Raw genomic sequence first — 20,267 nt, 5'->3', positions numbered from 1 at the left:
GATGTCACCATCTGCCGGACTTTTTTGACTCAGCCCTCCGAAAACCTAATCCACCTGCCGGATGCCGGAGATATCCGAATCGATCATCAGGGAATAATTGGTATAATACACCACGAAACCGGGTTTCGCGCCACCGGGTTTCTTCACCTGCTTCTTCTGGACATAGTCGATCTCTACCTTGTCGCCGCCCCGGTTTTTGGAGTAGTAAGCAGCCAGCTTTCCGGCTTCCTCAAAGGTGCGGTCCGGAAGCTCCTGCCCATTCGTCTTCACGATGACATGGGAGCCGGGCGCGCCCTTGGCGTGGAACCACCAGTCATTTCCGGTGGCAAACTGGAAGGTCAGCTCGTCGTTCTGATAATTATTTTTTCCCACATAGATATCAAAGCCGTCGCTGGAGAGATAGTGATAGGGTTTGGAAGTGATCTTCACCTTTTTGCCACCACCCTTCCGGCGGATATAGCCGGATTCCACCAGCTCCTCCTTGATCTGCACCAGATCCTCCTCGGAGAGAGCCATATCCAGGGCCGTCTGCACGGATTCCAGATGTTCGACTTCAGCCCTGGTTTCAGTCAGCAGGGTGGTTACAGCCTCGAAGGTCCGCTTGAGCTTGCCATATTTGTCAAAATATTTTTTCGCGTTCTCCTGAGCAGAGAGGGTCGGATCGAGAGGAATCGTAACCTCTTCATTGGTGTAATAATTCAGAGCCTGCATGGACTTTGCGCCTTCCGGTACGCCATAACCGTAGGTGTGAATCAGTTCTCCCCAGATCTGATACTTCTCCCGCTTTTCTGTATCGGCCAGCTGTCGGCTCTGCAGATCGTATTTCTTACGGCTTCGCTCCAGGGCCGTCTGCACGATGCGCCGGAGATCCGAGGACTTCTGGCGGATGCGGGTCAGGGTATTCTTTGAAGCATAGTAGCTTTCCAGCAGGGCGGAAATGGAGTCGAAAGCCTGGTCGGTCAGATCCCCGTACATGGTCAGCGGAACTGCGGAGAACTCTGCCGGATCCAGATTCTGCCCGGGCTGTGGGAATACGGTATCGGCGGTGGAGTCTGCATTTTTATAATAAATATGAGGCTTAAAATCACCAGCCTGAACCGTCTCCATAAGCCGCAACAGCTGATGCGCCAGCATCTCCCGCTCCGGAGCCTCTAAAGCCCCCGCAGGCCGCGCAGATTCCACAGAAGCCCGGTGGCAGAGTTCCTCAGCCATGACCGGGGAAAAGCCTGTCAATGTGGTGTAGATGGCCTTGGAGAGGGGCATCGGCTTTTGACAGATAGCTGAAACCATTTCCACGGGATTGGCAGTCAGTGGATCCAGCTTGTCCTGGGTATGGGGAATGAAGTAAGTCCGGCCCGGCAGCACCTCACGGACGGAGCTGACCGCCAGGGACACATGCTTGATGCTGTCCAGGATCATGCCGTCCTCCCTGCAGAAAATCAGGTTGCTGTGCTTGCCCATCAGCTCCACGATGAGGGTCTTGCGGCAGAGATCGCCCATTTCATCCAGATGCTCGATATGGAAATGGAGAATGCGCTCCAGGGAAGGCTGGGTCACAGCCACGATGCGCCCGCCGCCCAGGTGCTTGCGAAGCAGCATACAGAAGCCCGGCGCGGTCATGGGCGCGGGCTTATTTCTGTCCGTCAGGTAGACCAGCGGCAGACTGGCCGAAGCGGAGAGTAGTAGCCGGTACTGATTCGCGTTATTTTTTATGGTAAGCAGAAGCTCGTCGGCCTCGGACTGGACGATCTTGGTGATGCGTCCCCCGGTCAGTTTATCCGACAGCTCCTTTCGAAGACAGGATACAGTAATTCCGTCAAATGCCATGGTGAAAACGGCCTCCTTAAACTAGCTTTTTCCATTAGTATACTTGACATGTTGAAAAAATTCAACTACAATGAAATCCAAATGAGCAGTGCAAAGACTCGGAAGAAAAGACACTGCAGAGCGGAGAAAACAACCATGGTAAAGAGTATGACAGGCTTTGGCCGATGCGAGGTATCCGAAGGGGAACGGAAAATGACGGTGGAGATGAAGTCCGTCAACCACAGATATCTGGACGTGGCCATCAAGATGCCGAAGAAGCTGAACTATTTTGAATCTGCCATCCGAAGCCTCCTGAAGACCTACATCCAGCGCGGAAAGGTGGACGTCTTCATCACCTACGAGGATCTGTCGGAGAGCAATATGGCGCTCCATTATAATAAAGAGATTGCCGCGGAATATCTGAAATACTTAAACCAGATGGCAGAGGACTTCGGCCTGGAGCAGGACGTGAAGGTAGGAGCCCTGTCCCGTTATCCGGAAGTTCTGGTTATGGAAGAGGTACAGGATGACGAGGAGGAGCTCTGGAAGCTTCTGGAAGAGGCCCTGAAGGGCGCCTGCGGACAGTTCGTGGCTGCCCGGGTGACCGAGGGCGAGAACCTGAAGCGGGATCTCTTGGCAAAGCTCGACGAGCTGCTGATCCATGTGGATTATGTGGAGGAGCGATCCCCGCAGATCGTGGCCGAGTACCGGGCAAAGCTGGAGGCAAAGGTGAAGGAGCTCCTGGCAGACACCCAGATCGAGGAGAGCCGCATCGCTTCCGAGGTCACCATTTTTGCGGATAAGATCTGCGTGGACGAGGAGATCGTGAGACTCCGCAGCCACATCGAGCATACGAGAGCCACACTGGAAGAGAAAGAGAGCGTGGGCCGCAAGCTTGACTTCATCGCCCAGGAGATGAACCGGGAGGCCAACACAATCCTTTCCAAAGCCAACGACCTGGAGATTTCCAATCACGCCATTGAACTGAAGACCGGCATCGAAAAAGTCCGGGAACAGATTCAGAATATTGAGTAGGGAGAATAAGATGGACAGAAAAGGAATTTTACTGGTTGTGTCCGGCTTCTCCGGAGCAGGAAAAGGAACGCTGATGAAGGAACTGGTGGGACGTTATGATAATTACGCCCTTTCCATCTCAGCGACCACTCGCAGCCCAAGAGAGGGCGAGTTGGATGGAAGAGAGTATTTTTTCCGCACCAAAGAAGAATTCGAACAGATGATAGCCGACGACGCGCTCATTGAGCACGCCTGCTATGTGGGCAATTATTACGGAACCCCCCGGGCTTATGTGGAAGAACAGCTGGCCCTGGGCAGGGATGTGATTCTGGAAATCGAGATTCAGGGCGCTTTGCAGATTAAAAAGCGGTTCCCGGATACCTTATTATTATTTGTATCCACACCGGACGCGGAGACCCTGAAGAACCGCCTGATAGGCCGGGGAACGGAAAGCCTGGACGTGGTAGAAAAGCGTCTTTCCCGTGCTTCCGAGGAGGCCGCGGGCATCGAGAATTATGATTATTTCATCATCAATGATGATTTAGATACCTGTGTTACACAGGTGCATCAGATTATCCAGGGCGAACACAGCCGTGTCTCCCGCAATCTGGAGCTTATTAACACGATCAAAAAAGATATCAGCAAATTTCAGAAAGGTTAAGGTGAAAACATGTTACATCCGTCATATTCCGATTTAATGAAGGTCGTCAACAGCGAGGTAGAGGAGGGCGAAACTCCGGTCGTGAACAGCCGTTATTCCATCGTGCTGGCTACCTCTAAGCGTGCCCGTCAGATCATCGGCGGCGAGGAGCCGTTCGTAAACGGCAAGGGCAAGAAGCCGCTGTCCATTGCTATCCAGGAACTGGAACAGGGCCTGATCAAGATCATGCCGGAGGATGATGACTCCTCAGATGAGATGGACGCGGAGCGCGCAGTGCTTCACGCAGATCATTACAATGAGGAAATGGCTGCGGAGCGCGCGGCAGAGGCAGAAGAGGAAGCAGAAAAAGAGGCTGCTGCAGACGGCGAAGAGTAAGCCGGAAAAAGACACAGCGATTTTTCATACGGGCGGACAGGCGAGAAACCTGCCGCCCGTATTTTTCTTCCTCTGTAGGAAATACCATGTTACATGAAAGCGTGAAAGTTATGCTTCCTATAGAGCAAAAAACCCTCCGCAGAAAATGTGGAAAGTTGTCTGACATAAGTGGGATTGTGTAGATTTTGGAAAAAGTGTCACAAAAACACAAATAAGTTGTACAAATCGGTAATGCCGTTGACACAGGCTTTTCCCATTGCTAAGATAAAAATATCGATGATATCGTGCAAGGGAGACCACGGTATCAAACCTATGTGAAATATTGATTTCAGGAGGGAATTACTATGAATATCATTACCGTAAAGAACTATGAAGAACTGAGCAAGATGGCAGCGCACATTCTGGCAGCGCAGGTGATCGAGAAGCCGGATAGCGTTCTTGGTCTGGCGACCGGCTCCACCCCCATCGGCATCTATGACTGCCTGGCTGAGTGGTGCAAGAACGGAGAGGTAGACTTCTCCAAGGCTGCTACGGTAAACCTTGACGAGTACAGAGGACTGGATCATGACAATGACCAGAGCTACTACTACTTCATGAACAAGCATCTGTTCAGCAGAATCAACATCGACCCGAGCCGCACCAACGTACCGGACGGAACCGAGCCGGATCCGGAGAAGGAGAGCAAGCGTTACGAGGCACTGATCAAGGAGCTCGGCGGCATTGATATTCAGCTTCTGGGTATCGGTCATGACGGACACATCGGATTCAACGAGCCGAACAGCTTCTTCGATAAAGCGACACATTGCGTAGACCTGACAGAGATGACCATCGAGGCCAACAAGCGTTTCTTCGAGTCCATCGACGACGTACCGCGTCAGGCATACACCATGGGCATCGGAACCATTATGTCCGCGAAGAAGATCCTGATGGTTGTGACGGGCGCAGATAAGGCTGATATCGTGGCAAAGGCCTTCTACGGCGAGGTAACCCCGGAGGTTCCGGCTTCCATCATCCAGTTCCATCCGAACGTAACCGTGATTTGCGATGAAGCAGCTATGTCCAAGGTACAGAAATAGAAAATAACAGAATGAAGCAGGGCCCGCTGTCCGAGAACAGCGGGCCCTGTTTCATTCAGATGAATTGATTGGTGCCGGGGTCGTAAGCGTAGTCAATGGAAGAGAGGGATGCTTCGACAGCTTTCCGCTCCAGGTTCTCTGCGCCACAGAGCTCGTCCAGGGACGGATAGAAGTCACGGAGCTGCGTATTGATCCAGCTTAAGAGCATCGCAGGGTCTTTGGGTGCCATGGGACATTACCTCCTGTCATAGTAAAATATATGGTAACTGTAAGACATCCTGTGGAAACTTGCAAGGTGTATTTTTTTCTGGTACACTAGGAGACAGAGAGTTTACAAAGGAGAAGGAAAAATATGGAAAACAAAGAAGCGATGGAAAAAAAGAAAAAAGCAGCGCAGAAGCTGACCATGCGGGTACTCCTGGCCATGACCTTGATCGTCATCGGCTATGCGGTCTATGGCCTGATCACGAAGGACATTAACATGATTCTGTTCGAGATCCTTCTGATACTGTTCGTGACGGTTTATCTGGTTTTCTCCGACGTGGTGGAACCCTGGAAGACGGGGCTTCTGCAGGATCTGACCCCGGATCGGAAATCGGCGTACCTGAAGATCCTGGCGGCGGACGTGATCGGTGCGGGAGCGCTGTTTTACTGGATCTCCGGGATGAATTCCGAGGCGGGAAATGATTTCCTGATCCCGGTGCTGATCTATTTTGTCGCGACGCAGATGAAACGGAAGATCCGGCCGGAGTTTGAAAACGGAAAAGAAGAAACCGGGACGGAAGCAGAGACAGAGGCAGACCCAGAGGACGATAACGGGGAACAGTAAAAAGACAGGGAGCAGGCTCATACGCCTGCTCCTTCTGCATATATTATAGGAAAAACGAACCGGAGACGGAACGTGAATAATGAGAAAATCAGGCGGATTCCTAAGTGGAAGCGGGGCTTTCTGATCGGCTTTCTGGGTCTGACGCTTACGCTGACGGCGGCCGGTTTCCGGGTCAGGATGGAAAAGGAGGCTCAAAAGGTTCTGGCGGGCGCGAATGCAGTGGAGGCAGGCGTCGAGACCCGACGGATTGCCCTGACCTTCGACGACGGTCCTCATCCCTATTATACGGATTTATTGCTGGACGGTCTTGCGGAGCGGGGTGTGAAGGTCACCTTTTTCCTGCTGGGGGAGAATATCGAGGGCCGGGAGGACGTGATCCGCCGCATGAGCGAGGAGGGGCATCTCATCGGCAACCATACCTTTTACCATGTGGATATCAATAGCCTGTCCATGGAGGAGGCCTGTGCGGAGATAAGGGACACCAGCGAGGCCATCCGCGCCATTACCGGGCAGCAGGTGGAGTATGTGCGCCCGCCCTACGGCAACTGGAATAAGGAGCTGGAATGTCAGGTCATGATGATCCCGGTATTCTGGACCCTGGATACCCTGGACTGGAAGGTGAAAAATACGGACCGGATCGTCCGGGAGGTGCTGGAAGATGTGGAGGAGAACGACGTGATCCTCATGCACGATTCCTACCGAACCACCGTGGAGGCGGCCCTCCGAATCGTGGATGAGCTGCAGAAGAAAGGCTATGAATTTGTGACGGCCGATGAGCTGATTCTGGAATAAAAAGACGGAAAACCGTTCGCGGTTTTCCGTCTGAGAAAAATGCTTATAAAGTCTCCGGTTCCGGATAGTCCACGCCGAAGGTGTCCACGGTGACGCTCTTCATGACCTGCGGAGTCATGGGGCGATCCCGGAAATCAGTCCGGGTGGTGGCGATCTTGTCTACCACGTCCAGGCCCTCGATGACCTTGCCGAAGGCGGCGTAGGAGCCGTCCAGATGGGGGCTGGTCTTATGCATGATGAAGAACTGGGAACCTGCGGAGTCCGGATGCATGGCTCTGGCCATGGAGAGGACGCCCGGTGTGTGGGCCAGATCGTTCTGAACGCCGTTCTGGGCAAACTCGCCCTTGATGGAGTAGCCCGGTCCGCCGGTGCCGATACCGTCCGGGCAGCCGCCCTGGATCATGAAGCCATTGATAACCCGATGGAAAATCAGGCCGTTGTAGAAGCCCTTCTTTACCAGGCTGATGAAGTTGTTGACGGTGTTGGGGGCGATTTCGGGGTAGAGCTCTGCCTTGATGAGATCGCCGTTTTCCATTTCAAATGTAACGACTGGATTCTGTGCCATATTGAATTCTCCTTTTTTATAAAAAACTATCTGTCTTTTATCTTAACGGAAAAGACAGAAAACGTAAAGGGCTTTTTGCTATCTGCGGACACAGTCCCGGGTGATCTCGTCGAGGGACGCGACGCCGCACATGGCCATGGTGTCCTTGAGCTCCGCGCCGATTTTGTTGATATAGGACTCGACGCCCTCCCGGCCGCCGCCGTACACAGCTGTGACGAAGGGACGGGCGATGATGACTGCGTCGGCTCCCAGAGCCAGGGCCTTGAAGACGTCCGTGCCGGAGCGGATGCCACCGTCCACGAGAATCTTCATGGAACCGCCCACGGCTTCGGCGATCTCCTCCAGGACTTCCGCGGTGGCGGGGCACTGGTCAAGGACGCGGCCGCCGTGATTGGATACGACGATGGCTGCGGCGCCGGCTTCTTTCGCTTTCAGAGCTCCTTTGACGGTCATGATACCTTTTACGATGAAGGGTACGCCTGCGGCTTCCCGGATAGCTTTCAGCTCTTCTACGGACTTACTTCCGGCGGGCGGATTCAGATTCTGAAGGAACGGAAGGCCTGCGGCGTCGATGTCCATGGCCACGGCGAAGGGATCCGCGTCGTGTACCAGGGCCATTTTCTCCCGGATGGTCTCGATGTTCCAGGGCTTGACGGTGGGGATACCAAAGCCCTTCGCATTCTTAATGGCTCTGGTGGCTGCCACCATGACGTTGCTGTCGGTGCCGTCGCCGGTGAAAGCCGCGATGCCGAATTCCGCGCAGGCGGAGACCAGGATATCATTGTAGCTCACGTCGTTCAGGGAGTCGCCGTAGTGCAGGTTCACAGCGCCCACGGGGCCCGCGAAGAACGGGTACCGGAAGGTTTTGCCGAACAGGGACAGGCTGGTGTCGATGGGACGTTTTTTCACCAGGGTGTCCATCTGAACCCGGATTTCCTTCCATTTGTTATAGTTACGGATGGCGGTGTCGCCGATGCCCTTGGCTCCTGGACCGGGCATTTTGTTGCCGCAGGCCCGGCCGTTGCACTCGGGACAGGCCTTACAGACCTTGCCCACACGGCCTCTGGCCAGTTCGATGCATTCGTTGTAATTCATACCCATACCTCTTTCTTAAGTTATGTTCCATACGATTCTAAATGATAAAATCGTGAAAGATCCGTGTTGATTATAGTATAAATTTTCCTTCTTTACAAGAAAGATAGAAAGCTGAGGATAAATAAATGACAACGGATCGGAAATTTATAGGCGTTTCCTGTTTTCATAAAATATTAAGAAAAATCGGAATTCATTTGCTTGACAGATACTTTTATCAAATGTAAAATGAACTTAAGTTTCTGTTCGGCAAATGCCGAAAAAAGAATTGGCGATTTTAGAAGATTTTTACGAAGGAAAAGAGCGAAAGGAGGTTTTCGCGTATGAAACGACTGCCAGATTCTGAGCTGGAGCTAATGCAGATTATCTGGGACGCCGGGCATCCGGTGACCCGGCTTGAGATTGAGTATCAGCTGCCGGTGGATCGGAAGCTTTCGGCCACCACCATCCTGTCTTTCCTGTCCAGACTGCAGGAGAAGGGCTTCGTGGACGTGTACCGGGAGGGAAAGAGCAATGTCTATGAGGCGGCGGTGCCGAAGAACGCGTATCTGAAGGAGGAGAGCCGCAGCATCTGGAAGCGGTTGTATCAGAATTCTGTGGGGAATTTTATAGCGGCCCTGGGCAGCGGGGACGAGCTCTCCGATGAGGATTTGGATGAATTGCAGGATTTCCTGGACCGGGAGAGAAGGGAGCGTGGGAAATGAGACAGGCGAAGTACCGGAAGGTATTATGGGTGATTTTGCTGGCTGAGCTTGCGCTGCTCCATGTGGGCGTGCTGCTGCGGCTGTATGTGCTGCGCTGGGAATACCCGCAGGTGCGCCGTCTGGCGCTGCTGTTTCCGATCTGGGCGGCGGGAACGCTTTTGCTTTTGCTGTGGCAGCTGGGGTCTTATCAGCGGTTCCGCCGGAAAGCGATTGCGGCGATGAAGCCGGTGGAAGAGGGCTGGATTCACAGCGCCTGTGAGCAGGCTGCTTCGGAGGTGGAGCTTTCCAAGGCTCCCGCTCTCTATCAGAGCGATGCGGTGACGACGCCGATGATTTTGGGGTTTCTTACTCCGATTATGTTACTCCCGGATACCCGCTACAGCTTTGCGGAGCTTCGGATGGTTTTTCTGCACGAATGTACCCATGCGAAAAAGCGGGATCTCTGGTACAAGCTGATTTTCACAGTGGGAAGCTGTATCTTCTGGTTCCAACCGGCGGTCTGGCTTCTGAAAAACGCGGCATTTCAGGACGTGGAGGTGGCCTGCGACCAGAGCGTGGCAGCCGACAAATCCGAGGTGGAACGGGACGCTTACGCAGAGTTCCTGCTGGATTCCCTGCGGCGGGGACGGGAGAGAAATAAGGCTTATTCGGCTTATTTCTATAACAGCAAGGCGGTCATGCGGGCCAGGCTTCAGGTAGTGACCCGGGAGCAGGAGCCGGGCTTCGTGGCAGGGGCGGCGGCTTTTCTGCTTCTGACGGCGGAGCTCGTAGTCTGCGTCGGACTTCTGGGCGTGTCGGTGCGCCGGGATGTGCGGGAAGAGGCGTATCAGCAGGAGGCCGCGGTGAATCGGTACCTGGGCTATGACGCGCCGGATGGCTTCACGGATACGGCGGTAGAGGCCATGACCGGGCTTACGCCGGTGGATGGCGAGAGCTATTATGAGTGGCGGATGAACGCCATGGAGCAGTATCCGGAGACGGAGTTCGCGGATATGACGGAAGCGGTGTCCGGTCCCTGGCAGCTGCGGGTGAAGACCCGGGCGTCCTATCTGGATACGGTGTCGGATTTTGTCTACCGCTACAGGATGTACTATGAAGACCCGGAGCGGGGCAGCGCCTATAACCCGGAGGAATCCAGCGGCTATAATACATTGGAGATCATCGATCGGACCCTGCTGGCGGGCGACGCAGATGAGTATGTGTGCAGGCTGTTGTTCCGGGACATCGTGTGGGCAGATGAGACTGTGGAAACGGGCCTGCCGGTGGATGGCGGGCGCTATGTGGAAAATGGTACGGAATACCGCTATTTTGACTGGGCAGTGCATGTGAAACGGGTGGGCGAATTTACCTATGAGCTGGTGGGTGTGGCGGAGACGCAGCAGGCGCTGGCAGCCCTGGAAGCGGCGCACCCGGAGGACGCAAAGGCGGCCTTTGCGTCCCTTCCGATGCTGGATCTGAAGCAGCAGGACGGCTGCAGGGCGAGGACCCAGGACGGTGTCCTGCAGGCTACCTGGGACAATGGAGCAAACTGGAGGGACGTCCCGATTTCTCTGGAAAAGCTCACCAGCCGGGGTGATGAGATGGACGGACAGCTTTCTGGTCCACAGGAGAAGAGCTATGTGGTGACGGATGAAGTGACGGCCTTTGCCTACGGCGGTTCCCCGTCGGTTCCGGTGTCTGTGACCTTTAGCCATGATGAAGGAAAAAACTGGAAAACCATCGTCGTGTCAAATATGGATACGAGTGTGCGGAGGCTGTTCTTAAGCTTTCCGGACGCGGAGCACGGTTTTCTGATCTTTACCGGGGATCGGACCATGCACCAGGAGGGCAGCACGCTCTATGTGACAAGGGACGGTGGTGAGAACTGGAGCCCACTGACAGCGGAGACATTCTACGGCTATGGGGGAAGTCATTCCCTGCTGACCGGGGCGGCCTTTGTGTCTGACAAGGTCGGCTTTGTGACCGGCGGCGACGGCTGCTGGCGGACGGAAGATGGTGGAAATAACTGGAAGCAGCTGACAGTCCGGGTTCCGGCTGTGGAGTACGCAGAGAGTTATACGGTCTATTATCCGCCGGAGATCCAGGATGGAAAACTGGTGCTGTATCTGGGCATGGAGGAATACTCGGAATTGGGTGGCACGAAGCTGCGCTATGAGTCGGAGGATCTGGGGCAGACCTGGGTCTATACGGGTATCGTATATCGGAGATAAGGTCGCAGAGACAACTCTGCGAAGCAAGCGTGAGAGGTGACGGACAGATGGAAATGGTCGATAAGGCCACGGAGAAGCGCTGGAAGCGGAAAATGGGGAGATTTTTGTGGGTGTGGCGGCTGTACAGCCCCTGGTTTCTGCTGGTGTATTACTGGTTCTGGCGGACCCTGTTCCGCTTCTGCCAGTGGGGCGGCGTGCGGCGGAGAACGCCGGTTCTGGCAGGCTGTATGGCCCTGTTTTTCCTGTATTTTCTTTTGTTCCTGTGGGAAAAGCATTTATACCGGAGAAACAGCCGGGCAGACGTGATCAAAAAGGCGGAGATAGAGGGAAATACGCTGTGTCTGTCGGATGGCACCAGGATAGACCTCCGGCAGGTGCGTAAGGTTCGGAGAAAAGAGGAGCAGGTGTGGATTTTCCTGAAGGAGCACAGGTTTCTCTGGCTGGATATGACGGAATGGCCGGAGAAGAAACAGGATCTGCTTAGACTTAAGCTAACCCAGCGGGGCCTGCTGGCGGGGCAGTTCTGGAAGGTGCCGGTGGCGGTATGCCTGGCGGTGGTGACACTGCTTGGCTGCGCGGGCGTCGTCTGGACTGCGACTCCTTATAACGGCAAGCTGTCCTGGAAGCTGGATGAATGGCGATATCCGGAGAAGTGGCAGCAGCCGTAGCCATTCAATATGGTCTGAAGCACTTGGTGCTGATTCAGGAGTGCAAAATCCATAAAAATCAGGATATCTTTTTATAAGAACGTAGTGTACAATGATTTTACAGAAGAAAAGGGGATTTTATGAAAAGGAACATGGCGTTATCGACTCTGACCCTGGGGCTGAGTCTGGGACTGAGTCTGGGACTGCTGGCAGGCTGCGGGAAAAAGACAGAGCAGCCCGAAGAACTGCTGACGGAATATATCGATTTTCTGAATCAGGAAGATTACGCGGATATGTATGGCTTCCTGACAGAGGAGGCGCAGGAGACTACAGATAAAGAAACTTATGTAAACCGATATAAGAATATCTACGGTGGAATCGAAGCTTCAGACGTCCGAATCGATATCGCGGACGAGGGCGGGAAAAAGGATGAAAAGGCGGAGACCCAGCGGGTGAAGTATACCCTGACCATGGATACGATTGCGGGGGAGCTGTCCTTTGATACGGTGGCCATTTTCACGAAAAACGAGGATGGGGATTATAAAATGAGCTGGGACAGCCAGGACATTTTTCCGAACCTCTACAATGAGGATACGGTGAAGGTGGTGACCACCCAGGCCAAACGCGGCAATATCTATGACCGCAACCAGGTGGAGCTGGCGAGAGAGGGCGTGGCCTCTTCTGTGGGCCTGGTGCCGGGCAAGCTTCCGGAGGACCGGGACGGGGCCATTGCGCAGCTTTCGGAGCTTCTGGAAATCAGTACGGAGAAAATAGAGAAAGCCTTGAGCGCGGGCTGGGTGCGGGACGATACCTTTGTGCCGCTTCGGACCGTGGCCAAGGACGCCATGGATCTGAAAGAGAAGCTGCTGGAGATTCCGGGGGTCATGATTTCCGATACGAAGGTACGCTTTTATCCTTTCGGTGAGAAGGCGGCCCAGCTGACCGGCTATGTGCAGAATATTACGGCGGAAGAGCTGGAAAAACGGGCCGGACAGGGGTATAATAGAAACAGCATCATCGGCAAGGCCGGCGCAGAGCGCATCTATGAGGAGCAGCTCCGACCGAAGGACGGCTATACGATTCAGATTCTGAATCAGCTGGGCGAAGTCAAGGATACGGTTCTGGAGAAGTCGGCGGAGGATGGACAGGATGTGAAGCTGGCCATCGATATCACACTGCAGCAGTATCTCTATCAGGAGATGGAGGGCGACGAGGGCTGCGCGGTAGCCATGGATCCCACCACCGGAGCCGTACGGGCGCTGGTGAGCACTCCGGCTTACGACCCCAATGATTTCGTTATGGGTTATACCTCCAGCGCCTGGGACGCATTGAACTCCGATGAGGCACAGCCCCTGTATAACCGGTATCTGGCGGCCTGGACCCCCGGTTCCAGCTTTAAGCCGGTGGTGGCGGCGCTGGGACTGACGGAAGGAACGCTGGACCCGGACGAGGATGTGAAAAATGACGGCCTGAAATGGCAGAAGGATAGCAGTTGGGGCGACTACTATGTGACAACCCTGGTGGACTACCCGGTGAAGAACCTGGAGAACGCCCTGGTTCACTCCGATAATATCTATTTCGCGAAAGCGGCCTGCGCCATGGGTACGGATGACTTCGCAAAGGGCTTGGACTCCCTGGGCTTCGGCGAGGAGCTGCCCTTTGATTTTACGGCGACGGCTTCCAGCTTTGGCAGCGACGGCAAGATAGCTTCCGAGACGGAGCTGGCAGACAGTGGCTACGGGCAGGGCAAGGTGCTGATGAATCCGATTCATCTGAGTGTCATCTACTCCGCCCTGGTAAATGGTGGAGATATGGTGAAGCCCTATCTGTTGGACAGTGAGAGTACATCCTGCTGGAAAGAGGGCGTATTCACCAAAGAGGCGGCGGATACGGTGCTAGCAGATCTCTACCAGGTGGTGGAGGACAGCGACGGTACGGCCCATTCCGCGCAGCGCGACGCATTCCGGATGGCGGGTAAGACCGGTACGGCGGAGCTGAAGACCTCCAGGGAAGATACGGAAGGTCAGGAGCTGGGCTGGTTCGTGGGCATCTGCGTGGAGAATACGGAGAAGCCGCTGTTGATCACGATGATGATCGAGGACGTCAAGGGCCGTGGCGGGAGTCATTATGTGATTCCGAAAGTCATGAAGGGCTTTGATGAATATGAATAAGACACAACAGACAGGAGAGCAGGCAGAAATGAAAGAAAACGGACAAGTAAAAAAATATCTGTACAAAAGTCTGGCGGGCGCGGGATCCATTATCATCTGTATCATCGTGTTCTTCGCCATGTACCGCTTTGACCGGATTGTGGCTGCGTACAACCTGATAAAGGGAATTCTGATGCCCTTTATCTACGGCGCGGTCATCGCTTATCTGCTGACCCCTGTCTGCAATTTTATCGAGCGGAATCTGTTCCGATTTTTCAGGAACCGGATGAAGAACCAGAAGAAAGCCCACAGCATCGCCGGGGCGGCCGGCATCGGCCTCAGCATTCTGTTCGGGCTGCTGGTGATTTATCTGCTGCTTGCTATGGTACTGCCCCAGGTATTTGCCAGTATCGGCAGTATCGTGACAGGTTTCCCTTCCATGGTGAATAAGTGGTCGGCCTGGATTCAGAACTATCTGCAGGACAATGAAGTAATATTGAATTATGTAAACCAATTCATGGACACCGTATATACCAATGTGGAAACCTGGCTGGAGACCAAGCTTCTGCCGAATATGCAGACCATCGTCAGCGGCGTGTCCGCAGGTCTCTTAAGCGCCATTGCCACCATGAAAAATATCCTGATCGGCTTGATTGCAGCGGTCTATATGATGGGCAACCGGCGAAAATTCGCGGCCCAGGCCAAGAAGCTGATTTACAGCATCTTCAAGGTATCCCATGCCAACGCAATTCTGGATGAATGTCGGCTCATTGACCGGATGTTCGGCGGATTTATCAGCGGCAAGGTTATTGACTCGCTGATCATCGGCTGCCTCTGCTTTTTCTTCATGAGTATTCTGAAGCTGCCCTATACCATGCTGATCAGCGTGGTGGTGGGTGTGACGAATATCATCCCGTTTTTCGGCCCCTATATCGGAGCCATCCCCAGCGCCATTTTGGTGCTGACGGTAAATCCAATGCAGTGCCTGTACTTCCTGATTCTGATTCTGCTTTTGCAGCAGTTTGACGGCAATTTCCTGGGACCGAAGATTCTGGGCAACTCCACGGGGCTGTCCAGCTTCTGGGTATTGTTCTCCATCCTGGTGTTCGGCGGTCTCATGGGCTTCGTGGGCATGATCATCGGCGTACCGGCCTTTGCGGTCATCTACGATCTGGTGAAGAAGTGTTCCAACTATCTGCTGAAGCAGAAGAAGCTGACCACAGATACGCTAGTATATCAGGAGCTGGTGTCCGTGGAACAGGAAGGCGGAGAGCTTCGCTATATACAGAATCATGATAGGGCAGCGGAAGAAGCCGAAGAAAAACAGGAGGAAGAGGCATGATTTTAGCAGTAGATATTGGCAATACCTACATTGTAGTGGGCTGCATCCGGGACGATGAAATTATCTTTGTGGAGCGGCTTCACACAGATACGAAGAAATCAGAGCTGGAATATGCGATCAGCATCAAGACGGTTCTGGAAATATATGGAGTCGACAGAAGGGAACTGGATGGAGGCATTCTCTCCTCGGCAGTGCCGCCGCTGACCGGCGTCATGCGCCGGGCCGCAGCTAAGGTAACGGGCCGGGAGCCGTTGGTGGTGGGCCCGGGCGTGAAGACCGGCCTGGATATCCGCATCGACAATCCGGCCCAGCTGGGTTCCGATCTGGTGGTGGGCGCAGTAGCCGCCATCGAGGAATATCCCTGCCCGCTGGTGGTGGTAGATCTGGGAACTGCCACTACCTTTACGGTGGTCAACGAGAAGAAGCAGGTCATGGGCGGCATGATTATGCCGGGCGTAGGCGTGGCGCTGGACGCCATGATAAGCCGGACTTCCCAACTTCCGAAGATCAGTCTGGATCCGCCGAAGAAGTTCATCGGCAGCAATACCATCGACTGTATGAAGAGCGGCGTCCTCTATGGCAACGCGGCCTGTGTGGACGGTATGATTGGCCGCATTGAGGAGGAGCTGGGGCAGAAGGTCAGCGTAATAGCCACCGGCGGCATGGCCAAATATATTGCGCCTTATTGCAGAAGAGAGCTTAGGATGGATGACGCCCTGCTTTTAAAGGGACTGAAGCTTATCTATCGGAGAAATCAGTAAGTTCACCCTTGTGGATGGCGTTTTTCCCGTATTTCTTACGGATGGCGTCCATGGCGGCGTCCAGCTTTTTCAGCTTTTCCGGAGAAGGAGACCGAGCGGGTTCTCCTTCTTTTTTTGCGGGGTGTGTTCCGGAGAAGTCCGTCCGGGCGGCATCTGGATCTGGCGGCATGGAAGCCAGGGGCAGATCAAAGATCGAGAGCTGAACCGGCTCTCCTTCAGCTGTGAGCCGGGAGGAGCGGATGCCCAGAAGCCGGATGGGTTCGCCGTTCCAGACCTGGTCAAAGAGGGAACAGGACAGTCGGTAGATGGCGTCTGTGTCATTGCAGGGGGAGAGGGTGGGAGCCTGATGTGAGGCTTTGGTAAAGTCGGCGTACTTGAGCTCAACCGCCACAGTCCCGGCCAGCTGCCCGGCCTTCCGCAGGCGGGCGGCCACGCTCTCCGCCAGGGACAGCAGTACCTTTTTGGCTGCCTCCGCCGTGGTCACGTCTGTGGACAGGGTGATGGAATTACCCACGCCTTTGGCCTCCTGCCGGTTGGACACCACAGGGGAGGGATCGATGCCGTTGGCAAATTCCCACATGAGCCTCCCGTGGCTTTTGAAATGGGCGGTGAGAAAAGAGAGGTCTGTATGGGCCAGGTCGCCGATGGTGCGGATGCCGTAAGTCTTCAGGCGCTCGGCGCTTCTGCGGCCCACCATGAAGAGGTCGGAGACGGGCAGCGGCCACATTTTCAAAGGGATTTCCTCCGGGTACAGCGTATGCACCTTCCCGGGCTTTTCAAAATCACTGGCCATTTTCGCCAGCACCTTGACGTTGGAGATGCCCACATTGACCGTAAAGCCGAAGGTCTCAAAGATGTGATCGCGGATCCGGGCGGCCGCCTCCTCCGGGGATGGATAGAGGTGGGCGATGGGCGTGAAATCCAGATAGCACTCGTCGATGGATACCTGCTCCAGATCCGGCGTATACCCGGACAACAGCTCCATCATGGCCCGGCTGTAGCGGCGGTACATGGTATGATCAGGCTTCTCCACCACGAGGCCGGGACATTTCCGCAGGGCAGAGGCCACCGGCTCGGCAGTCTGAATCCCGTACTTCTTCGCCGGAATAGACTTAGCCAGCACGATCCCATGGCGGCTTTTCTCATCTCCGCCGATAATAGCCGGAATGGTTCGCAGATCTATGTCGCTTCCATTCTTCAGTTTCTCCAGGGAAGTCCAGCTCAAGTAGGCTGAATTTACGTCGATGTGAAAGATAATCGGTTTCATAGCCGTTGATTTGCCTCCTTCCAGTTTAACAGGTTCCTGTCAGAGTTTTCTGCTATTTCTTATCCTGAGTATAACGCAAAGAACATATGTTTGCAACAAAAAACAGGGAAATTGTACGCAGAATCGGGAGGAAAAAGCGGATTATAAATTGATTCGCTTAAGAGAACGTGATACACTGAAACTCATAGGGATTGGTCAGAAAAGGAGAATACATATGACAGAGAACAGAAAAACCCACGCCCAGGAGGAAGACCGGAGATATACCCAGGTATTCGAGGCCAGATGTCCCGTGGACGCCTCCAAAGTAAAACACACCGTCACCTTCATCGCGGCCAGCTGCAGTCGGGTGGATGATCTCATAGAGGATTTTCATTGCAGCCGGAACAGCACCTGTGTGCAGTGCCAGCAGAATTATCTGTAGAATTTTACGGGAAAGCTATTTGACATTGCTTTTTACAGATAAAACAACTATAATAATTCTAACAGTTTAAATACAGCGAGGTAACGGATTATGGAAAAGAAAAAAGTAGTAGTTGCTTTGGGACATAAAGCGCTGGGTACCACGCTGCCGGAGCAGAAGGTAGCGGTAAAAAGTGCGGCGAAAGCCATTGCGGATCTGGTGGAGGAGGGCTGTCAGGTAGCCATCAGCCACAGTAACGCGCCCCAGGTGGGCATGATTCACACGGCTCTCAATGAGTTCGGAAAAGAACACGAGGATTACACTTTCGCGCCCATGTCGGTCTGCTCGGCTATGAGCCAGGGTTATATCGGATACGATCTGCAGAATGCCATCCGTGAGGAGCTTCTGGGCAGAGGCATTCCGAAGACCGTCAGCACCATCATTACCCAGGTGGTGGTAGATCCTTACGACGATGCATTTGCGGAGCCCATCAAGGTCATCGGCCGCTATATGACCAGAGAAGAGGCTGAAGCAGAGGAAGAGAAGGGCAACTTCGTAGTGGAGGAAGAAGGAAAGGGCTTCCGCCGTGTGGTTGCGGCTCCGAAGCCCACGGATATCGTGGAAATCGACGCTATCCGCGTGCTTTTGAATGCGGATCAGGTGGTCATCGCCTGTGGAGGCGGCGGAATTCCGGTGCTTCGCCAGCGCGGCCACTTAAAGGGAGCCAGCGCCGTCATCGAGAAGGACTACGCAAGCGGCAAGCTGGCGGAGCTTCTGGACGCGGACATGCTGATGATCCTGACCGGGGAAAATAAGATTTGCATTAATTATGGGACAGAACGGGAGAAGGAGCTGGACGTAGTAACGCCGGAGGAGGTTGAGACCTACGCGGCAGCAGGACAGTTCCCGCGGGCGTCCGTACTGCCGAAGATGGCAGCGGGAGCCTCCTTTGTGTCAGGCCGTCCGGGCCGTGTGGCCGTGATCGCGGATCTGGCCAGGGCGAAGGATGCATTGCACGAGAAGACCGGAACCATTATCCGGGAAGCAGAATAGAAAAGAAGAATTCAGAAAAGGGGCCGCTGTTGTCAGCGCGCCCCCTTTTTCATGATGACCACCCAGACGGTCATCAGCAGAATGCGAATATCAGATGACAGCGACCAATTGTCAATATATTCCAAATCCAGCTTTACCACTTCCTTGAAGTCCGTGATATCGCTCCGGCCGCTGACCTGCCACAGGCCGGTCAGTCCCGGCTTAATGCTCAGACGTCTGCGGTAATACAGATCGTACTGTTTGAATTCGTCGATGGTAGGCGGTCGGGTTCCCACCAGGCTCATATTGCCAATCAGAATATTGTAAAACTGTGGCAGCTCGTCCAGGCTGGTTTTCCGGAGAAAAGCGCCGACCTTCGTAATCCGGGGATCGTGCTCCACCTTGAACATGGGGCCGTCCATTTCATTCTGGGCCATGAGCTCCTTTTTGCGGGCCTCCGCGTCGATGTACATGGAACGGAACTTGTAGAGCTTGAAATACCGGCCGTTCTTACCCACGCGCTTCTGTGCGAAGAAGACAGGCCCCGGGGAGTCCAGCTTGATGGCCAGGGCAATGAAAGGCGTCAGAACCAGCGTAATCGCCAGCCCCACCAGGGAGCCGATGATATCAATAATCCGCTTAATGAAGAGCCGCCGGTAATCGAAGACGCTGGCCTCGTAGGACAGCACCGTAAAGCCGGCAAAGAGCTCGGTGGTCTTATGGGCCATGACATTGTTGAAGTAGTCGATATTCACATGGACGGTGATGCCCATGCTCTCGAATTTTACGATCAGTTCTTCAATGGTCGATTTAGAATAATCAGGAAGGTGGATGAAAACCTCGTCCACTACCCGGGTCTTGAACTGCTCAAAGAGATCGTCCCCGTGGGCGATGACCGGGATCCCCAGGACGGTCCCGCCTTCTTCTATTCGATCGAGAAGTGCCAGACCCGTGACCTCATAGCTCCATTCAGAAGAGTTCAGCATCCGGCCGAGGATATCGTCGGCGTAGTCGGAGGTAGTGATGACAAAGACCTTATTGCTGCTGGAGCTGACCCGATATACGGAGGTAAAGTACTTCTTAAGCAGCAGGTGTCCCAGATAGGTCAGCAGAATATTGTAGGCAAAGAAATAGACGAAGACCAGCCGGGAAAAATCCTCCGACATCTTGCTCACATAGAGGAAGAAGCTGAGCATCAGAATCAGCACGCTGTTGTATTTGAGAACGGCGATGAGTTCCACATAATAGCCCCGCTTGAAGATATTCGTGTTCCAGTCGAACATATAATAGGAAAGCAGATGGAAGAACAGGATGCAGGCCAGCATAGTGATGTAGGTCCGGGAAAAGCTCAGGTAGCTCTCCTCCAGTCCCCGGGTCAGAACGGCCAGAGTAAAGGAAAGGATGATGCACAGGCATTCCAGACCAAGCAGGGTATAATTTTGAATAAGCCGTTGTTTTTGGCTGATATTTGACATAATCGCAGATTCCTCGCAGTTTATTTTCTATCCTGATAAATATCATAAAAGATTTGGGATTGCTTGTCA

Annotated in this window: 20 protein-coding genes; 14 read left to right on the top strand and 6 right to left on the bottom strand. The window is 54.0% G+C overall.

The annotated features are described in order from the left end of the window. Positions 1-45 precede the first annotated feature (45 nt). Entirely contained in the window at positions 46-1,827 is a 1,782-nt protein-coding gene (locus tag OCV63_RS06325) for an Rqc2 family fibronectin-binding protein (RefSeq protein WP_158362873.1), read from the bottom strand. A 135-nt stretch (positions 1,828-1,962) separates the two neighbouring features. Here OCV63_RS06325 and OCV63_RS06320 point away from each other — a divergent pair, with 135 nt between their 5' ends. The 4 genes from OCV63_RS06320 (at position 1,963) to nagB (ending at position 4,932) form a co-directional block, all read left to right on the top strand. Beyond that, a complete protein-coding gene (locus tag OCV63_RS06320) occupies positions 1,963-2,841 on the top strand; it encodes a YicC/YloC family endoribonuclease (RefSeq protein ID WP_158362871.1) in 879 nt (292 codons plus the stop codon). A 10-nt stretch (positions 2,842-2,851) separates the two neighbouring features. Continuing rightward, the gene (gene gmk / locus OCV63_RS06315; protein WP_158362868.1) at positions 2,852-3,481 is read left to right on the top strand and encodes a guanylate kinase; all 630 of its coding nucleotides are present in this window, start codon (positions 2,852-2,854) and stop codon (positions 3,479-3,481) included. Positions 3,482-3,490: 9 nt separating this feature from the next. Further along, on the top strand, positions 3,491-3,856 hold the full coding sequence (rpoZ, locus tag OCV63_RS06310; protein WP_158362866.1) for a DNA-directed RNA polymerase subunit omega: 366 nt from the start codon (positions 3,491-3,493) through the stop codon (positions 3,854-3,856). A 344-nt stretch (positions 3,857-4,200) separates the two neighbouring features. Further along, positions 4,201-4,932, top strand: a complete 732-nt coding sequence (gene nagB, locus OCV63_RS06305; RefSeq protein WP_158362864.1) for a glucosamine-6-phosphate deaminase — start codon at positions 4,201-4,203, stop codon at positions 4,930-4,932. A 55-nt stretch (positions 4,933-4,987) separates the two neighbouring features. Here nagB and OCV63_RS06300 read toward each other — a convergent pair whose 3' ends face one another. Then, positions 4,988-5,161, bottom strand: coding sequence for a DUF4250 domain-containing protein (locus OCV63_RS06300; protein ID WP_158362862.1), 174 nt, complete (start codon positions 5,159-5,161; stop codon positions 4,988-4,990). 123 nt (positions 5,162-5,284) lie between these two features. Between OCV63_RS06300 and OCV63_RS06295 the strand changes: the two genes are divergently transcribed. Together OCV63_RS06295 and OCV63_RS06290 are read left to right on the top strand one after the other, a co-directional pair. Continuing rightward, entirely contained in the window at positions 5,285-5,761 is a 477-nt protein-coding gene (locus tag OCV63_RS06295; RefSeq protein WP_158362860.1) for a hypothetical protein, read from the top strand. Positions 5,762-5,833: 72 nt separating this feature from the next. Further along, a complete protein-coding gene (locus OCV63_RS06290; RefSeq protein ID WP_262670672.1) occupies positions 5,834-6,553 on the top strand; it encodes a polysaccharide deacetylase family protein in 720 nt (239 codons plus the stop codon). Between the two features lie 43 nt (positions 6,554-6,596). Here OCV63_RS06290 and OCV63_RS06285 read toward each other — a convergent pair whose 3' ends face one another. Both OCV63_RS06285 and OCV63_RS06280 read right to left on the bottom strand, forming a co-directional pair. Next, positions 6,597-7,118: a peptidylprolyl isomerase gene (locus OCV63_RS06285; protein ID WP_158362858.1), complete on the bottom strand. Its 522-nt coding sequence runs from the start codon at positions 7,116-7,118 to the stop codon at positions 6,597-6,599. A 78-nt stretch (positions 7,119-7,196) separates the two neighbouring features. Then, the gene (locus tag OCV63_RS06280) at positions 7,197-8,213 is read right to left on the bottom strand and encodes an alpha-hydroxy-acid oxidizing protein (RefSeq protein WP_158362856.1); all 1,017 of its coding nucleotides are present in this window, start codon (positions 8,211-8,213) and stop codon (positions 7,197-7,199) included. A 320-nt stretch (positions 8,214-8,533) separates the two neighbouring features. Between OCV63_RS06280 and OCV63_RS06275 the strand changes: the two genes are divergently transcribed. From OCV63_RS06275 to OCV63_RS06250, 6 genes are all read left to right on the top strand, one after another. After that, complete coding sequence (locus OCV63_RS06275) at positions 8,534-8,914, top strand: BlaI/MecI/CopY family transcriptional regulator (RefSeq protein WP_158362854.1); 381 nt, start codon at positions 8,534-8,536, stop codon at positions 8,912-8,914. Then, positions 8,911-11,124, top strand: a complete 2,214-nt coding sequence (locus tag OCV63_RS06270; RefSeq protein ID WP_158362852.1) for a M56 family metallopeptidase — start codon at positions 8,911-8,913, stop codon at positions 11,122-11,124. Before OCV63_RS06275 ends, OCV63_RS06270 begins: the two co-directional genes overlap by 4 nt. A 47-nt stretch (positions 11,125-11,171) precedes the next feature. Beyond that, complete coding sequence (locus tag OCV63_RS06265; protein ID WP_158362850.1) at positions 11,172-11,792, top strand: hypothetical protein; 621 nt, start codon at positions 11,172-11,174, stop codon at positions 11,790-11,792. 119 nt (positions 11,793-11,911) lie between these two features. Continuing rightward, the gene (locus OCV63_RS06260) at positions 11,912-13,942 is read left to right on the top strand and encodes a penicillin-binding transpeptidase domain-containing protein (RefSeq protein WP_158362849.1); all 2,031 of its coding nucleotides are present in this window, start codon (positions 11,912-11,914) and stop codon (positions 13,940-13,942) included. Positions 13,943-13,970: 28 nt separating this feature from the next. After that, complete coding sequence (locus tag OCV63_RS06255; protein ID WP_262670671.1) at positions 13,971-15,263, top strand: AI-2E family transporter; 1,293 nt, start codon at positions 13,971-13,973, stop codon at positions 15,261-15,263. Next, positions 15,260-16,024 (top strand): type III pantothenate kinase, encoded by a 765-nt coding sequence (locus OCV63_RS06250; RefSeq protein ID WP_158362845.1) that lies wholly within the window; start codon positions 15,260-15,262, stop codon positions 16,022-16,024. The genes OCV63_RS06255 and OCV63_RS06250 overlap by 4 nt, the downstream gene beginning before the upstream one ends. Here the strand turns inward: OCV63_RS06250 and OCV63_RS06245 are convergent. Beyond that, positions 16,002-17,291: a DNA polymerase Y family protein gene (locus tag OCV63_RS06245; RefSeq protein ID WP_158362843.1), complete on the bottom strand. Its 1,290-nt coding sequence runs from the start codon at positions 17,289-17,291 to the stop codon at positions 16,002-16,004. The two genes, OCV63_RS06250 and OCV63_RS06245, sit on opposite strands and share 23 nt — an antisense overlap. Before the next feature lie 214 nt (positions 17,292-17,505). Here OCV63_RS06245 and OCV63_RS06240 point away from each other — a divergent pair, with 214 nt between their 5' ends. Beyond that, a complete protein-coding gene (locus OCV63_RS06240; RefSeq protein WP_158362841.1) occupies positions 17,506-17,712 on the top strand; it encodes a hypothetical protein in 207 nt (68 codons plus the stop codon). A gap of 90 nt (positions 17,713-17,802) precedes the next feature. Next, positions 17,803-18,744 carry a carbamate kinase gene (gene arcC, locus OCV63_RS06235; RefSeq protein ID WP_158362839.1) on the top strand — a complete coding sequence of 314 codons (942 nt, stop codon included), beginning with the start codon at positions 17,803-17,805 and terminating at the stop codon, positions 18,742-18,744. 32 nt (positions 18,745-18,776) lie between these two features. On the opposite strand, the gene OCV63_RS06230 is transcribed toward arcC, so the two are convergent. Next, positions 18,777-20,198 carry a sugar transferase gene (locus OCV63_RS06230; RefSeq protein ID WP_158362837.1) on the bottom strand — a complete coding sequence of 474 codons (1,422 nt, stop codon included), beginning with the start codon at positions 20,196-20,198 and terminating at the stop codon, positions 18,777-18,779. Positions 20,199-20,267 lie beyond the last annotated feature (69 nt).

Source organism: Laedolimicola ammoniilytica, from assembly GCF_025567165.1.
Lineage (GTDB): Bacteria > Bacillota > Clostridia > Lachnospirales > Lachnospiraceae > Laedolimicola > Laedolimicola ammoniilytica.
This window is presented reverse-complemented; position numbering and strand designations above follow the sequence as displayed.

Bases quoted from the DNA above. Each gene is read 5' to 3' on its own strand.
- OCV63_RS06285 (WP_158362858.1), bottom strand. From the start codon at position 7,118: ATGGCACAGAATCCAGTCGTTACATTTGAAATGGAAAACGGCGATCTC.
- OCV63_RS06295 (WP_158362860.1), top strand. From the start codon at position 5,285: ATGGAAAACAAAGAAGCGATGGAAAAAAAGAAAAAAGCAGCGCAGAAG.
- OCV63_RS06245 (WP_158362843.1), bottom strand. From the start codon at position 17,291: ATGAAACCGATTATCTTTCACATCGACGTAAATTCAGCCTACTTGAGC.
- OCV63_RS06255 (WP_262670671.1), top strand. From the start codon at position 13,971: ATGAAAGAAAACGGACAAGTAAAAAAATATCTGTACAAAAGTCTGGCG.
- arcC (WP_158362839.1), top strand. From the start codon at position 17,803: ATGGAAAAGAAAAAAGTAGTAGTTGCTTTGGGACATAAAGCGCTGGGT.
- OCV63_RS06300 (WP_158362862.1), bottom strand. From the start codon at position 5,161: ATGGCACCCAAAGACCCTGCGATGCTCTTAAGCTGGATCAATACGCAG.
- OCV63_RS06280 (WP_158362856.1), bottom strand. From the start codon at position 8,213: ATGAATTACAACGAATGCATCGAACTGGCCAGAGGCCGTGTGGGCAAG.
- OCV63_RS06230 (WP_158362837.1), bottom strand. From the start codon at position 20,198: ATGTCAAATATCAGCCAAAAACAACGGCTTATTCAAAATTATACCCTG.
- OCV63_RS06265 (WP_158362850.1), top strand. From the start codon at position 11,172: ATGGAAATGGTCGATAAGGCCACGGAGAAGCGCTGGAAGCGGAAAATG.
- OCV63_RS06240 (WP_158362841.1), top strand. From the start codon at position 17,506: ATGACAGAGAACAGAAAAACCCACGCCCAGGAGGAAGACCGGAGATAT.
- rpoZ (WP_158362866.1), top strand. From the start codon at position 3,491: ATGTTACATCCGTCATATTCCGATTTAATGAAGGTCGTCAACAGCGAG.
- OCV63_RS06275 (WP_158362854.1), top strand. From the start codon at position 8,534: ATGAAACGACTGCCAGATTCTGAGCTGGAGCTAATGCAGATTATCTGG.
- OCV63_RS06320 (WP_158362871.1), top strand. From the start codon at position 1,963: ATGGTAAAGAGTATGACAGGCTTTGGCCGATGCGAGGTATCCGAAGGG.
- gmk (WP_158362868.1), top strand. From the start codon at position 2,852: ATGGACAGAAAAGGAATTTTACTGGTTGTGTCCGGCTTCTCCGGAGCA.
- OCV63_RS06270 (WP_158362852.1), top strand. From the start codon at position 8,911: ATGAGACAGGCGAAGTACCGGAAGGTATTATGGGTGATTTTGCTGGCT.
- OCV63_RS06325 (WP_158362873.1), bottom strand. From the start codon at position 1,827: ATGGCATTTGACGGAATTACTGTATCCTGTCTTCGAAAGGAGCTGTCG.
- OCV63_RS06250 (WP_158362845.1), top strand. From the start codon at position 15,260: ATGATTTTAGCAGTAGATATTGGCAATACCTACATTGTAGTGGGCTGC.
- OCV63_RS06260 (WP_158362849.1), top strand. From the start codon at position 11,912: ATGAAAAGGAACATGGCGTTATCGACTCTGACCCTGGGGCTGAGTCTG.
- nagB (WP_158362864.1), top strand. From the start codon at position 4,201: ATGAATATCATTACCGTAAAGAACTATGAAGAACTGAGCAAGATGGCA.